Raw genomic sequence first — 15,311 nt, 5'->3', positions numbered from 1 at the left:
GTAAAAATCTTATTTTACTCATAGTTTCATTATTTTACAAATGATACTCCTCCCCGTCCACAATCTATTGCAAACGAGTAAGGAACTTCCCCGCCGGAGTGGGGAAGTCACCATGTGAATTTTATCGATAGATGTAAGGAATAAAATCGCCGATACGAAGGCTGAATATGGGCAATCCCGAAGTCGTTTCACCAACGACTTTCGTGTTCATGCTCAAGCGGATGTATTGCACATCCTTACGCTTGTCAACCGGGATATTGATAAACGTGGTTTCGCCGATAGCATTTCCCAGGGAAACGCCTCCCTCGTCGAACGTAGCTTGTTCCCAGCTATAACCATTCGCGGAAACCTCTATTTTCAAAGAAGAAAGCAAGTATTTCAACTCTTTCTCGATATCGGTTGAACCCGTGTTAGCTTGCACGAACTTGAACCCGTGCAAGGGTTGCAACTTTTTCATGTCGATATTCACGGTCACCGTGAACAAGTTAAAATCCGTTCCCGGTTCAAAAACGCTAGCCGGGTCATCATCCAACATACAAGCCACGCCGTATTTCTTATCTCCATTGTACGTGGTATCCGAACAAGTCAACTCCCAACCTTCCGTGTCGAGCGGCTCAATCGCGGGCATCTCGTTCAAATTCTCGCCTCCTTTCTCGTTCAACCAGTTCATGTCGATTTTTGCCGGGGTAGCCGGTACATACGGTGGGTATCCCGGATCATCTGTTGACAACATATCAATATACGACTGGCCATAATATTTCGCGAAAAGATAGTGTTGGTTGTAGCATTCCACCTCCACGCCACGCGTCTTACTTAAGTAGTACAAAGTAGTTAACGCGAGATAGGGATCTGTTGTACTCACGTTTTCCTGATGGTTGTCCAACATATAACGATTTTTACCCAAAAGCACCTTTTTCAAGTTCGGAAAATAGAATAGGTCTTGAAAAGTTGGCAAATTGTAATCCAATTCGAGTACTTCCACGTCATCCACCTTGCTTTGCCAATCAATCCCGTACTCGTGCATCATCACGTTCACGAAACCGGAAGACCACACCCGTTCTTTCAGCGACAAGGTCACGGGATCGAATTTAATCGTGTCAATACACCCCGCGAGCAAGCCCCTTCGCTCCACCGTGAGCGGCTTATTGAAATCAACGCCCACGCTTTCAGCGATACTCCCGTCCTCATTGGGCAACATAAACATAATATCGTCGATAAATTGAACACTACGCCCCATATTTTTAAGAATATTCCAAGTATATTCTTTCCCATCGGTACCCCAGTATCTCAAGTTGATCTCTTTTAAATTGGCATTCTTCCCGTCCAACGTCACCACCAGCCTATCGGTTACCGGGTAGAAATTGACAATACCGCGGGTAAAAGAACGCAAATCCTCGTGCACTTCCGTGTAAGGACGACCGTAATTGGTTTCCACAAGTGATTCCGTGCCATCGGCAGCCACGTTACTCACTTTCACGGAATAAACGGCATCCTGCAAGTTCTCCAAATAGATTGTATCCATTAAATCGTCTCCCAACACATCCTTGGGCGTCACGTAAACCACCATCGGCTCGGCATCAAGTTCCGATTGGTAAGCAATTTTCACCTTCTCGATATCAGGATCGATATTCCCTTTCCAAGAAACACGCAAACGCTCCCAACCCGGTGCAATATTCAAATCCGAACACTTGCCCGTGTATCGAATCACCCCGTCACCGCTAAATTCATCGTACGTGTCTTCCAAGTCCTCGCAACTCACCACGAAGAGAGCCGCGAAAAACCATGTCATATAGTATAATTTGTTTTTCATCATTTTGAGCATTCTTTGATTTATTCCGCTTTTATACACACTTCCATTTCATTGAACGTCACGTACTCACGGGCATTAGCTTCCGGTTGATACCAATTTCCCACATTATCATAAGTATCCGTGACCACCAGAATCAAATAACGGAATTTTCTTCCCGCCTCGTAATTACACAACATCCGTAAAACCACCGGATCAGCTGCCAAAACGTCTTTCTCGTCTCCTTGTCTCCAATCTTCTCTCCAACCGGCTCCTCCTTGACCTCCCAAACAATCAGTACGGGTAGCCCAAGAATTCCAAAGATCATCCACATCATCATCCAACTCGTAAAGAAGCACACACGAGGAAAGGTCTACCGTTTTCGGGTCACTATTCGTACCATACAACTTTGCCTTCGCCGGAAGGTGAGCATAATATTGACCGTTCCATATATCTGACACAAGATCAGGGAATACAACAGTCGATGATTCTCCATTTTTAGGCCAAGACGTTTGATAATTCAAAAAAGCATAGAGAGAAACCGCCGCCGGAACCCGCTCCTGCTTCAAATCAATAATAAAACGATTCTCTTTAGCCCCCTCGTGATAAAAAGCATTCGGTCCCACCACGTACGTGTCGTACTTGTATTGAACCCCCGCGAGTTTATTTCTACGGAAGCCGATACCCCGTTTATCGCCATCGAACAGGTATTCCAACCCGAACCCATGCGTAGCATTAGTGACCGTCTTTCCCCCGAACTCGTAAAGGAAATCATCCTCGTATTTCAAGGTATCCATCGAAAGACAAGGCAAACTTTTATACACTTGAAGTTTCACCCGCTTCCCGTCAAAATCATCCGTCCGCACAATAACATCCGTGGTTTCCATCACTTGCGACATCTCGAAGTTAAGCGTGTCTCCTCCACTTTTAATGGGAGTACTGGACATTAGAATCGAATCCAATTCCCCGGTCAACGGGTTGGTTCCCATGTAGAATACATGCACCATACCGGTAACGGTTTCCGGGGCTGTATAGGACACAGAGAATCCACCCCAGAACTCTTGAACCCTCAAACTATCGAACAAAGCCACGGTAGCCGAATTCTCCGTGTTGAAAGTCGCCTCGATGGCTTCCGACTCCACGAAGGAACGATTGAAAAACGAGATTTGTGCGGACACGTTCTGCCGTGCCTCGGTAAAACCGGTCAACAACAACGTATCGCCCAAGTAAGACCCCTCCCGGGTACGCAATTCCCCCCAAGCGTCACGGTAACGAACACGTACCCCGTAAACATCCGCGTTTTTCACGTAATATTTCATCATGGCACCTCCCGGAACAGGCTGAAAATCCAGCTTACGGAACTCCACGGGCACGTCGAAACTCAAGTCCTCGTCCTCCTTGCAAGCAAAAAATCCGGAAAACAATACCAACAAAAATAATATCTTTCGTATCATAATTTAAAATTTTCAATTAAGTTCACAATCTAAAATCGTAAATCTACAATCATAAATTCATTTACCATCCCAAGTTCTGCACGCAACCGGAATTCATGATCTCCATACTCGCAATAGGCCAGAAATAATCCCGCGGTGCCACGAATTTATTCTCATTGCTAACAATCACCGGACCTTTGCCATGGTTATAGAAGTTTTGAGCGTCTTTACCCGTGACTACCCAACCATACAATTTGTCATTCAACTCCACGTGAGCTGTTTTCCAGCGACGCAAATTCCAGAAACGCATCCCCTCGAACGCAAATTCGATGTTCCACTCCTGGCGGATGATTTCACGTAAGCCTGATTTATCTTTCACTTTATTCTTATCCTTTGCCATTGCCCAAGACACCTCTACATCCGGAATTCCGGCACGCTCGCGGACCGCATTCAAGTACTTGTAAGCATTGGGCATATCGTCTATCTCGTTGTATGCCTCTGCCGCCAACAAATATAACTCCGCCACACGAATCAAGGGGAACGGTCTTCTACCCCGGGAATTCAAACTCGTTGCATAGTCATGAAGAGCGCAGGAAGAATATATCCATTTTTTCAAGAAATAACCGGTCAGATTTTGGCGCAACAAGGAATTGATACGATTCTCTTTTAGCCCGAAATCCTCACCCTGGTACACCTCCACCTTGTAACGATGGTCGGTGGTCGGTCCCAATTGCCAGTACGTGCGGTCTGCAGCGATATCGGCATAAAAACGCGGTTCTCGACGCGTATGCAGATAAGGGATCTCTTCCTCCAACATGATAACATCAGTATATTTCGGATCGGTCACTTTTATTAACTGGTAGGGGTTACCACCACCATAAGTGGGGTCCTGGTCAATGGGCAAACCATTGTCCGTGTAGAACATTTCCACCATCTTCATGCTGGGGCTAATACAAGCTCCTTGCAATTTGCTCTCTCCCGTCGGGGTACGAGGTAAAGTGTAAGGGTAAAATTCTCCCGCCGCACCATTGGGTTTAATCATGAGTAAGGCTTCTGCGCTCTGGAAATTAAAGGTAGTGGTGGACATTTCGATATTTTTCATGTATCCCAATAATTCAGATGTCCCGGATTGCCCGTCGACCAATTTTTTCCCGCTCTCTAAACAAACCTCGATAGCCTCGACAGCAGCCTTAGCAGCTCGTCGCCATTTCTCCGGATCTTTCGTCGTGCTGAACAAGGGTTCCCCGTTTTTATTCGTGAAATCCCGGTAATCGGGGTTCCCGTTAAACAAATCGGAAGCTTGATACGCCAACGCACGGGCTTTCAGTGCCAAGGCCGCCTCTTTGCCGAAATAAGCCCGCCGACTGGCTTCCTTCTGCTCCAACGGGAAAAGTAACTTCGCCGCCTCATCACACAATTGAACAATTGCATTGAAACAAGTATCCACGTGACTGCGCGGCACTTTCATCGACTGCACGTCCACGTTCGGGTCGATATTCTCAGGAACCAGAATAATAGGCCCGTAACGACGCACCAATTCAAAATAGTAGTACGCCTTCAACGCCATCACCTCTCCTTTCCGTTCACGCTTCTCTGCATCGTCCCAATTATACACCTGATCAACCTTACTGATAAAATGATTACACATATTGATCGCCGTGTAGTAATCCGTTCTACCTACTAAATTCCCATTTATAGCTACTTTTTTCGACCAACGGTCACTATACGGGTCCAATGAAGTCTGCATCGCACTACCAATCATCAATCCGGCGAACACGGGACGTTGATTGCCGTCAATTATACTTCGCACGTAATCGCACGCCACAAACTCGTCAGCACCAAAGAATGCCTCGTTTTCCATAATCGATGGAACGGGCTCCTGCAAAAAGATGTAACAACTTCGTAACCATTCCTCTGCCTCATTCCGAGTCTCGAACTCCGTATCCAAGGTTGTCATATCTTCCTCCGGCACGATATCCAACCAACTATCGCAAGCGGAAAAAAGGAAGAACGGCATTAATAAAACTGATGATAATAATCGTTTCATATCGTCATACTTTTTAAATTAGAAACTAACACTCACACCCACGGCATAAGTTTTTTGTATCGGGTAATTGAACCCGTTCTCACCCAACTCTACATCCCACAACTTGAAGTTACTGAACATAAACGGATTGTTCGCCCTAGCAAAGAATTTCACGTTTTGCATGCGAAGTTTCGTGCGCAAATTCAAGGGTAGATTGTAAGCCACCTCTAACGACGTACAACGCAAGAAACGACATTCACGCATGAAATAGGTGGATTTACGCTCCCCGTTATTAATGTTATCCCAATCTTCCTGGGGGTTATTGACCGTGATACTCTGCGTGGAAAGGCGCGGCCAGAAAGGACGATCGCTCGCGTTCTTCTCCGTCCAATGGCTGTCGTATATCGCTTTCAACATGGCATGATCGTTCACGAAGGGAGAGAGTGCCCCCGGATTAAGGAAGAATCCCCGGTTACCGGATCCTTGAAACGAGAAATTGAATTCCCAATTCTTATAGTTGACGAAACCGCTGAAACCATAGATGATACGCGGTGTTTCGGGGAACCCGATATGCACGGCATCTTCCACGTCAATCGTACCGTCGCCGTTGATATCGCGATAGCGAATATCTCCCGGCTCCGCCGTGGATTGAGTAGGAGAGTTATCAATTTCTGCCTGATCATGGAACAATCCCTCGGCAATATACCCGATCTGTTGCGAAATCTCGTGTCCCTTTTTCCATTGCCAACGAGGCTTGTCGGTAGCCTCTTCCAGTTCCTTGTAAACCGCTTTATTGTAAGTGAAGGTTCCATTCAAGATAATCCAGAAATCGGGCGAGAAAGCGTGTTGCACTTTTGCTGACAAATCCATACCGCGAGAACGCACTTTACCCATGTTGTCCAACGGGTACAATTCGATACCCATGTTGGCAGGAATCACCGTACGGTTAGCGATAATATTATGACGAATCTCTTGGTAAATATCAACATTCAATTCCAATACATCTCTAAAGAAACGAGATTCCAATCCCAAATTTACCTGTTCGGAAATTTCCCATTTCACATCCGGATCCCCGTAATTTTGAATTTGTTTTCTTCTAAAAGCATCATCGTTACCAACCTCCGGATAAACACCTGTATTCACGTATTCAGACTTACCAATCTGTGGCATATACACGAAACGCGGAGTAGCGATAATCCCGTCATTACCGACCTTCCCGTAAGAACCTCGCAATTTCAAGAAAGAAACGATATTACTTGCACCTTGCAAGAAATTTTCTTTCGACACGATCCAAGCAGCTCCCGCGGAAGGGAAGAATCCCATGCGATTATTTTTCGTGAAACGCTCGGAACCATTGTAACCGAAACTGGCTTCTACAAAATAGCGATCCAAGAACCCGTAGCTGCCACGCATGGAAAAACTTAAATTACGGTTCTCAATACCATCATACAAATCTTTAGTCGGGGCATGACTTGCCTGACGAGCTTGAAAGACAGCAGTCAAAGAAGTTTGGTGCTCTCCCCATGCCGCCGTGTGCAACAAACGTCCCTCGTATACCCATTGGGTGGAGATACTCCGACTAATTCCTGTTCCCAATTCTGGTTTTCCCAAGGTACGACGCCCATTATTATTCACTGGAGTCAAAAAATGTTCGCCCGTTTCAAAATCATATCCCCCGTTCTCCGGATCACAAGCATAATAAAAAGGTTTGGTTTCATAAATTTCTTGGAAATAATTGGAATTCGAGTACGATACGCTGGCTCGTAACTCCAGACCTTTCAACAAGGTAGATAAATTGTGAATATACTCGAGCCGAGAGGTTAAGGAAAACCGTCCTCGCTCCGTGTAACCGGCTTGTATACTAGCATAAGGGTTAACTACATCATCTCGCCCTTTCACGTTCCCGAAACGAAGATGAGGCCATCCATTTTCCTTATCGCCCGGGTAAGTGGGGGCGAAATCCACCGGCGATGCGTTAAACGCCATAGCATAAGCCGTATGCACATCCGCTTTAGGTCCATGATATTTGTCCACGGAAAAAGAGGTATTTGCCAATAAACGAATCCCGGCATTCAGGTTCACGTTCAAGTTCAAACGAGAGGAAAGAGTGGAATTCTTGATATTCACGTCAAACTGATTCAATTTGTCGGTTTTCAACATACCTTCATCATTCACGTAATTCACAGAAGCATAGTATTGCACCAGTTCGGAGCCCCCACGCACGTTTACACCCACACGGTGGTTGATAGATACATCTTTAAACAAAATCTTATACCAGTCATTAGCAGGATAAAGCCACGAGGGATACCTGGGATCTCCCGTGCGCTCGATTTTCGTCAACGAATAGGCGGGAGTGGCACTCGGGTTACGAGTAATCAACGCCTCGTTATACATCAACATATACGTTTTCGGGTCTACAACCTCGATTTTATCCGTCGGCATGGAAGCTACAGCCTCGTAACGCACAGAGGTATAAACGCTTCCCGCCTCTCCTTTCTTCGTGGTCACGAGGATTACACCATTCGCCCCACGGGCTCCGTACATCGCCGTGGCGGAGGCATCTTTCAACACGGAGAAACTTTCAATGTCTTCCGGTGCCATACGGGCCAAATCCAAACGAGAGGATTCTACCCCGTCAATCAACACCAAAGGCTCGGAAACCCCGTTGGATGAACTGATACCGCGGATGTAAAATTTAGTATTCATCTCTTCCTCGGTCAATGCACCTGGCGCACCACCCGTTTGCCAACCAATGATACCGGCGATCTTTCCGGCAAAACTGGAAGTCAAATCACTACTTGATGATTTCAAATCCATCGGGCGAACGGTGGTGATAGAGGAAACCACACTTTCCTTTTTTTGCTCACCGAATGCCACAACGGTCACCTCCTCGAGGTTTTCCTCGGTGGGATTTAATGTAACATTTAACTTGCTTTTCCCTTTAACATCAACGGTCACGGTCTTGTACCCGATGAAAGAAACCCGCAATACATCGTCCGGCTTGGCGGCAATGGTATATTGCCCTTCCCCATCGGAAGCAACACCCTGCGTTGTCCCCACAATCACGACCGTAGCCCCTGCAACAGGATTTCCCTTTTCGTCCACTATACGACCACTGATTTTAAGCAAATTGGATTCCTGTTTCGGCCCGACAAGAATTTTACCGTTTGCTTGTTGTGAACAAGTTAATCCGGTTCCCTCCAAACAAGCCTTTACCGCCTCGAACACGGTGATATTTTCCCGTTTTAAGGTAATCTTTTTCGCCTCTTTCATCACGACCTCTTCCCGGAAGGTGACCACGTTTCCTCCCAATCGATTGATCTCGTGCAGTGCCCGCAACACGCTGAAATCCTTGAAGTCAATTGAAATGGTTTTCTGATTTGCCTGCTGCGCTAAAAGCGAGGCAGACCCCAGCAACAGTGCCACGAAAAGTGAAAAAACACTAAACGATTTTCCGCACGTGCATAAAAGTCCTGAAAAGACTTTTGGTTTCGTCCTTTTTTTCATAGATTTGTGATATTAAATTTAACATTAGCCTTGTCGCTGAACAAGGTCGTCAAAGTGGAGCGCCCGCGAAGTTGCTCCATTTTGCTTTTTATTATGATTTATTTCTTACGTACACGACATTTCCCTCGATTTTAAATTCAGGTCCCCCCGTGAAGGTGAACGCCTCCAAGATAGACTTCAGCGTTTCGTCCTTGCTAAAGTAACCGTTGAACGTGTAATCCTTCTTTGCCCCGGTTTCATAAATAAATTTCACGCCATACCAACGCTCTATCTGCCGGGTCACAACCTCTATATTTTCTTTGTTAAACACGAACATACCCTCTTTCCAAGCGATGACGTTATCCAGATTCGCCTCTGACACGCTCAATTTCCCGGTTTGTGGACTCCAACCCGCCTGCTTACCGGGTGAAAGAACCACCTTGCCCGTGGTATCCGCCAATGACGCCACGTCTACCTTCCCGGTGAAAAGCGTGGTTATCACATCAACCTCGTTTTTATAAGCCTTGATATTAAAAGAGGTTCCCAACACTCTCGTGCGAATATCGTTGGTTCGCACGATAAAAGGCCGTGCGGCATCCGGGGTTACCTCGAAGAACGCTTCGCCTTCCAAGCGTACCACCCTTTCGCCCTTGCCGAAAAGAACGGGAAATTCCAATTCACTCTCGGAATTGAGCCAAACCCGAGTTCCGTCGCTTAATACCAAAGAGTAGAAGCCCCCGGTTGTCGTGATAACCTTGTTCATCTCCAGCTTATCCGGCATCACCGAGTCTGCTTGCATCCGGTCGGAATCGTAAACCAACTTGTCCTCCTGTCCCATGACCAACGCTGTCCCCACCCGAGTGGAATCCTGTTGTATCTTGGTCATCCCCACTTTTTCCCCGTCCGCCAAAACCAGAATTACCTTATCCTGTACTGTCGCCGCGGAAGGCAACACCTTGGCAACTTCCACTTTCTTGAGTTGTACCTTTTTCGGGGTATCTAGCACGTACTCGAAAAGGAGCATACTCCCCAGTATGAAGACTGCCGCGGCACTACCGCACCACAAGAGATAACGTTTTACCCGCTTTTGCCTGTTCCGCCTCGTCAAAGAGCGCAAAATATCGGACTGCAATTTCCCGTAGTCCGTTTGTAGATCGTATCCCGATTTCAAATTCAAATGTTCCTTCAAACTCCCGTCGGCAACAATCTTGTCATAAAGCACCTGCCGCCCTTCGCTCCCTTTAATCCAGACCTCAAACACCCGCTTCTCCTCTTCGGTAGCGATGCCGTATCTTACGCGTAAGATGATCCGTGCGATTTGATGACTCTGAAATTCTTTCATTCTTTTACATTTTATCTAAAGACACCACTGATTATCGTTTGGTATTACACGAGAGGATAATTTTTTTGAAAATATTTTACAATCACAATCGTACTCCTTGATTTTTCAAGAAAGACAAAACCACGTATTGCAGGAATCATATAAAAATGTGTATATTTGTTGCACATTTATTCATCCAATATTGTAGTGGTGCTTCATTGGATTAATAAAAGATTTCTATATGCGAAGTAATAAAAAGGTCACGGGCAATCATTTTGATCTGGGAGATTTTATCCGAGAGTACTTCGCATCTTTATGCGCCATCGCATTCAAAATAACCGGAGATTCGGATGCCGCACAGGATATAGCTCAAGAGGTGATCATCAAATTTTGGGAGAATAAGAAACAAGACGAGAATTTGGAATCCATCGAAAATTACCTGTTTATCATGGTGCGTAACGAATCCTTGAATTATCTCCGGGGACTCGCCCGTGAAAAGAACCGTTACGAGCAGGTAACATTTATTAATGAACAGGAAGATTCCGTGTGGGACACGATTATTGAGCAAGAAACGAATCTACTGTTACTTGAAGCAATCAATGCCCTTCCCCCACAATGCAAACGAATCGTGGACCTCTCCCTTGCCGGAAACAACACGAAAGAAATCGCAGAAGAATTGGGCATTGCCGTGAATACCGTCAAAGTATTGAAAAGCCGAGCAATTCATAAATTGAGGGAATATTTTTCAGAGAATGATATTTGGATAGAGTTTTAGGGTGAAATAGTTTCCAGTAGCGTTGGAAACTACTTTTCAGTGACACTGGAAACTATTTTCTATTACAGCTGCATAGTTTCCTACTTTCCGGTTTTCTCCTTATCTTTGCGGTGGAAAACGACAACACATGGAAAAAACAAATCAATGAGCAAAGTATCAAACAAGCATAGTCATTATGAAAATTCTTTAGAAGAACAATTTGTTGAAGATATAAAACAGATAGTACAACAAGGCAAACACAAGGCTTACGTAACGATTAATTCCGCCATGTTGGAAACTTACTGGAATATTGGTAAACGTATTGTAGAACAGGAACAAGAAGGCAAAGAACGAGCCGATTACGGTGTTTATCTTTTGAAGTTGTTATCCAAGGAACTCACTCATGAATTTGGCAAAGGATTTTCAAAAAGTTTGTTGTACTACTGTCGACAGTTTTATATAGAATTTTCTCCCGAAATTTTCCACACAGTGTGTGGAAAATTGACATGGTCTCACTGTAGACGACTGGTTAGTGTAACAGATATCAATGCAAGAAATTGGTATATGCGAGAAGCTATTCATGAAACATGGAGTGTACGTACTCTCGACAGAAACATTTCTTCACAATATTATTACCGTCTATTACAATCTCAGCACCAGAAGCCAATTGTTGATGAGATGAAACAAAAAACAGAGCTTTTCCAACAAGATAAACTAGAGTTTATCAAAAATCCGATCGTTGCCGAGTTTTTAGGGCTATCGTCAAATATTGATTTTACCGAAACAGAACTCGAAAGCAGTATCCTTTCTCACCTGCAAAAATTCCTCATGGAAATGGGAAAGGGTTATGCTTTTGTTGCACGTCAACAACATATTAGTACTGATGCCGGAGATTATTTTATAGACTTAGTTTTCTATAATTATATACTTAAATGTTTTATATTAATAGACTTAAAAACCACACAAATATCGCATCAAGACGTGGGACAAATGGACATGTATGTGAGGATGTACGATGAACTTAAACGAACAGAAGGAGATAATCCTACAATAGGTTTGATTCTTTGTGCCGAAACAAGTCAAGATATTGCTCGCTATTCCGTGTTACATGATAATACACAACTATTTGCTGCCAAGTATCTAACTTATCTGCCTTCAGAACAAGAACTGAGAATCGAAATCGAACGACAAAAAGAAATTTTCCAATTGCAACAGCAAACAGAAAAGGGAATTGAAAAAATATAAAAGGTTACCGCAAGCAAAATACACATGGAAAAAACAAATATACGGGCATACACACAAAAGGAGTTGGCAGAAATCCTCGTGCAACACGGGGAGAAGGCATTTAGGGCAAAGCAAATATGGCAATGGCTTTGGCAAAAGGGAGTTACGAACTTTGATGATATGAGGAACCTGTCGAAAGAAACCCGGGAACGTCTTGCCTCACTATTCACTTTACAGACCGGTAAACTTACTCATCGGCAAGAAAGCAGCGACGGTACTACAAAGTTAGGATTCACATTGCCCGACGGTAATCTGATCGAGGCTGTTCTTATCCCCAGCCGGGATAAAGCGACAGCTTGCGTGTCCTCACAGGTGGGATGTAAACTGAAATGTAGTTTTTGTGCCACGGGAGGATTGGGATTCACCCGCAACCTGCTGCCGGAAGAGATATACGACCAAGTAGTTGCCGTCAAACGCCTAGCGGAAGAAAGAGGCACATCGCTTTCCAATATTGTATTCATGGGAATGGGAGAACCGTTATTGAACTACGACAACGTGCTGCAAGCGATAGACCGTATCACGGGAAATGACGGATTGGGCATGTCGCCTTCCCGCCTCACGCTATCCACCTCGGGAATAGTGGAAGGTATCCGGCGCCTTGCCGATGACAACGTACGTTTCAACCTCGCTATTTCTCTACACTCCGCGATAAATGCCACACGGGATAAAATCATGCCGATTAACAAAGCATACCCGCTCCCGAAATTAGCAGAAGCGATAAAATACTTTGTTGACAAAACAGGGACTCGCCCCACTTTCGAGTATCTATTACTGAAAGGCGTAAATGACAGTCTTGAGGATGCCAAAGCACTGGCGCTATTCTGTCGTCAATTTCCCGTGAAAATCAATATCATCGAATATAACGAGGTCGACAACGCACCCTACCGCCACAGTCCCGATGCGAACAGGGATCAATTCGTTCGCTTCCTCGAAAGCAAGAACATCGTGGTCAACGTCCGCCGCAGCAAAGGTAAAGATATAGATGCGGCTTGCGGGCAATTGGCGAACAAGAATAAATGAGTTCATAAAGTTTATAAGGTTTATAAAGTTCATAAAGTAATAAACCCTAGCGGGCACTTTATTTATAACAGCACTAACGGACAATTAACACCCGTGACTCTATGGGCTTTACACCCTTACGAACTCGCTAAAGAATACTTTATAAACTTTATGAACTTTATAAACCTTATAAACTAACCTCACCTCCCGGCTTCACGTATCACGAGTAACTAAACACCTTACTGTCAACTCGTACTATGAAAACATTATTAGTAGCGATATTGCTTGTCGGATGCAATATCATGTCAGCAACAGCGCAATCCGACGGAACGATTAACAACCGGGCGATCGATTCACTCGACTTGAAAAAGTATGTCGGCCTATGGTATGAAATTGCACGTTTTGACCATCCTTTCGAGCGGGGACTGGTCGGAGTAACAACCAACTATGTTGTTAAACCCGACGGCGACATAGAAGTCATCGGATGCGGCTATCGGGACAGTCTATCGGGAGAGAAAAAAGAGATTGTCGGGAGAGTACATATCCCGGACACCACTCGCCCCGGGGTGCTGAGAGTCACGTTTTTTCTGGTTTTCAACACGGACTACCACATTCTGGAGGTTGAAAAGGATTACAGCGCAGCCCTCATCGGCAGTTCACAATGCGACCACCTCTGGATCGTGAGCCGTACGCCGAAACTGCCTCCCAAAAAATTGCAAGACCTTATACACAGGGCACAGAAACGGGGGTATGACACGACCGCGCTGATTTTCGTTCCGCACGAGCGGGAACAAATCCGACAGGAGTTCACCAAACTCTGAGTAATTTTCCATATTTTTGAACCGTTAAAGGCTCAGAAATATGGAATTATTCATGTATATCACCGGGGGAGCACTTTTACTCCTCAATATCATACTGCTCGTAATCTTGCTCCGCACCCGAAAGAGCACGGATGCCCGGGAATCTTTTGTTCAACTGGAACAGAGTATAGCCCGCGTGGAAAAAGCATTCCGGGAGGAATTCCGCTATAACCGGGAAGCGGACGAGAACCGCTCTCGACAGGATAGAGAAGAACTTGCCGCATCACTCAACAATTTTCGCACGGAGCACCGGGAAGCGCTAAAAAATATCACCACACAAACAAATGCCGCCATAGAAGCGTTCCAGAAAAGTTTCACCGAAAGCATGAACGCCTCGAATCGCCTGCAACGGGAGAAACTGGGCGAGCTGAGTACCCGCCAACAGGAGCTTCTGCAAAACACGGAAAAACGGCTGGAAGAGATGCGTGCCACCGTGGACGAAAAACTACAAAAAACACTTCACGAGCGCATCGGTCAATCATTCGAACTCGTGAGCAAACAACTCGAAAGCGTGCAGAAAGGATTAGGAGAAATGCAGACTCTCGCCCAAGACGTGGGAGGACTAAAACGAGTACTCAGCAACGTGAAAATACGCGGAACAATAGGAGAAGTACAGCTCTCCATGCTTCTTGAACAAATCCTTGCACCGGAACAATACGACACGAATGTCAAAACGAAGAGAGGCTCGGACAAACTGGTGGAGTTTGCCATAAAACTACCGGGAAAAGACAACGGCGAAGACTCCGTCTATCTCCCCGTGGATGCTAAATTCCCGAAAGATATCTACGAACAACTATTAGAAGCCCACGAGAGCGGTGACCCGAAACGTGTAGAAACCGCCTCCCGCAATATAGAGCAGACCATCCGAGGTATGGCAAAAGACATCCGGGACAAATACCTCGACCCGCCCCACACGACCGATTTCGGTATCATGTTTCTTCCTTTCGAGAGCATTTACGGGGAAGTGATCCGCCGTTCCTCGCTGTTGGAGCAGTTACAACAGGAGTATCATGTCATCGTGACGGGACCAACCACGCTTGCCGCCATTCTCAACAGTCTGCAAATGGGATTCCGTAGCTTAGCCATCCAAAAACGAAGCAGCGAAGTATGGCGCATCTTGAGCACCGTGAAAACCGAGTTTGACAAATTCGGCGGGATGCTCGAAAAAGCTCAAAAGAATCTCCAGACGGCAAACAACCAACTTGAAGAAGTCATGGGAAAACGCACCCGTGCCATACAACGCCACCTGCGTTCGGTGGAAGCATTGCCCACCCAAGATGCCCCGACTCAACTTCCGGAACCCGACATCACGGAGGAAGTATAAAAACAAATACATCTTGCTAGCTTCTTTCCCGACTTTTT

10 protein-coding genes are annotated in these 15,311 nt (G+C 45.5%); 5 read left to right on the top strand and 5 right to left on the bottom strand.

Going from position 1 to position 15,311, the window contains the following annotated elements:
* Window positions 1-121 precede the first annotated feature (121 nt).
* The 5 genes from ACK8P8_RS21665 to ACK8P8_RS21645 all read right to left on the bottom strand — a co-directional run bounded on the left by ACK8P8_RS21665 (window position 122) and on the right by ACK8P8_RS21645 (window position 10,073).
* Complete coding sequence (locus ACK8P8_RS21665) at window positions 122-1,789, bottom strand: DUF4998 domain-containing protein (RefSeq protein WP_410026317.1); 1,668 nt, start codon at window positions 1,787-1,789, stop codon at window positions 122-124.
* A 41-nt stretch (window positions 1,790-1,830) separates the two neighbouring features.
* Window positions 1,831-3,240, bottom strand: coding sequence for a DUF4959 domain-containing protein (locus ACK8P8_RS21660; RefSeq protein WP_369860265.1), 1,410 nt, complete (start codon window positions 3,238-3,240; stop codon window positions 1,831-1,833).
* Between the two features lie 61 nt (window positions 3,241-3,301).
* Complete coding sequence (locus ACK8P8_RS21655) at window positions 3,302-5,266, bottom strand: RagB/SusD family nutrient uptake outer membrane protein (RefSeq protein WP_369860266.1); 1,965 nt, start codon at window positions 5,264-5,266, stop codon at window positions 3,302-3,304.
* A gap of 18 nt (window positions 5,267-5,284) precedes the next feature.
* Window positions 5,285-8,752 carry a SusC/RagA family TonB-linked outer membrane protein gene (locus ACK8P8_RS21650; RefSeq protein ID WP_227217147.1) on the bottom strand — a complete coding sequence of 1,156 codons (3,468 nt, stop codon included), beginning with the start codon at window positions 8,750-8,752 and terminating at the stop codon, window positions 5,285-5,287.
* 91 nt (window positions 8,753-8,843) lie between these two features.
* Complete coding sequence (locus ACK8P8_RS21645) at window positions 8,844-10,073, bottom strand: FecR family protein (RefSeq protein ID WP_369860267.1); 1,230 nt, start codon at window positions 10,071-10,073, stop codon at window positions 8,844-8,846.
* A gap of 220 nt (window positions 10,074-10,293) precedes the next feature.
* Here ACK8P8_RS21645 and ACK8P8_RS21640 point away from each other — a divergent pair, with 220 nt between their 5' ends.
* The 5 genes from ACK8P8_RS21640 to ACK8P8_RS21620 all read left to right on the top strand — a co-directional run bounded on the left by ACK8P8_RS21640 (window position 10,294) and on the right by ACK8P8_RS21620 (window position 15,273).
* On the top strand, window positions 10,294-10,827 hold the full coding sequence (locus ACK8P8_RS21640; RefSeq protein WP_369860268.1) for an RNA polymerase sigma-70 factor: 534 nt from the start codon (window positions 10,294-10,296) through the stop codon (window positions 10,825-10,827).
* Window positions 10,828-10,971: 144 nt separating this feature from the next.
* The gene (locus tag ACK8P8_RS21635) at window positions 10,972-12,051 is read left to right on the top strand and encodes a PDDEXK nuclease domain-containing protein (protein WP_227217150.1); all 1,080 of its coding nucleotides are present in this window, start codon (window positions 10,972-10,974) and stop codon (window positions 12,049-12,051) included.
* 24 nt (window positions 12,052-12,075) lie between these two features.
* The gene (rlmN, locus tag ACK8P8_RS21630; protein ID WP_369860269.1) at window positions 12,076-13,110 is read left to right on the top strand and encodes a dual-specificity RNA methyltransferase RlmN; all 1,035 of its coding nucleotides are present in this window, start codon (window positions 12,076-12,078) and stop codon (window positions 13,108-13,110) included.
* Window positions 13,111-13,346: 236 nt separating this feature from the next.
* Window positions 13,347-13,910 carry a lipocalin family protein gene (locus tag ACK8P8_RS21625; protein ID WP_369860270.1) on the top strand — a complete coding sequence of 188 codons (564 nt, stop codon included), beginning with the start codon at window positions 13,347-13,349 and terminating at the stop codon, window positions 13,908-13,910.
* A 40-nt stretch (window positions 13,911-13,950) separates the two neighbouring features.
* Window positions 13,951-15,273, top strand: a complete 1,323-nt coding sequence (locus tag ACK8P8_RS21620) for a DNA recombination protein RmuC (protein WP_369860271.1) — start codon at window positions 13,951-13,953, stop codon at window positions 15,271-15,273.
* The last annotated feature ends 38 nt before the right edge of the window (window positions 15,274-15,311 follow it).

It is taken from the genome of Butyricimonas muris (assembly GCF_046365375.1).
GTDB lineage: Bacteria > Bacteroidota > Bacteroidia > Bacteroidales > Marinifilaceae > Butyricimonas > Butyricimonas muris.
Note: the sequence above shows the minus strand (reverse complement) of the source record. Positions and strands in the feature narration are given on the sequence as shown.

Bases quoted from the DNA above. Each gene is read 5' to 3' on its own strand.
- ACK8P8_RS21645 (WP_369860267.1), bottom strand. From the start codon at position 10,073: ATGAAAGAATTTCAGAGTCATCAAATCGCACGGATCATCTTACGCGTA.
- ACK8P8_RS21620 (WP_369860271.1), top strand. From the start codon at position 13,951: ATGGAATTATTCATGTATATCACCGGGGGAGCACTTTTACTCCTCAAT.
- ACK8P8_RS21650 (WP_227217147.1), bottom strand. From the start codon at position 8,752: ATGAAAAAAAGGACGAAACCAAAAGTCTTTTCAGGACTTTTATGCACG.
- ACK8P8_RS21640 (WP_369860268.1), top strand. From the start codon at position 10,294: ATGCGAAGTAATAAAAAGGTCACGGGCAATCATTTTGATCTGGGAGAT.
- rlmN (WP_369860269.1), top strand. From the start codon at position 12,076: ATGGAAAAAACAAATATACGGGCATACACACAAAAGGAGTTGGCAGAA.
- ACK8P8_RS21635 (WP_227217150.1), top strand. From the start codon at position 10,972: ATGAGCAAAGTATCAAACAAGCATAGTCATTATGAAAATTCTTTAGAA.
- ACK8P8_RS21655 (WP_369860266.1), bottom strand. From the start codon at position 5,266: ATGAAACGATTATTATCATCAGTTTTATTAATGCCGTTCTTCCTTTTT.
- ACK8P8_RS21625 (WP_369860270.1), top strand. From the start codon at position 13,347: ATGAAAACATTATTAGTAGCGATATTGCTTGTCGGATGCAATATCATG.
- ACK8P8_RS21660 (WP_369860265.1), bottom strand. From the start codon at position 3,240: ATGATACGAAAGATATTATTTTTGTTGGTATTGTTTTCCGGATTTTTT.
- ACK8P8_RS21665 (WP_410026317.1), bottom strand. From the start codon at position 1,789: ATGACATGGTTTTTCGCGGCTCTCTTCGTGGTGAGTTGCGAGGACTTG.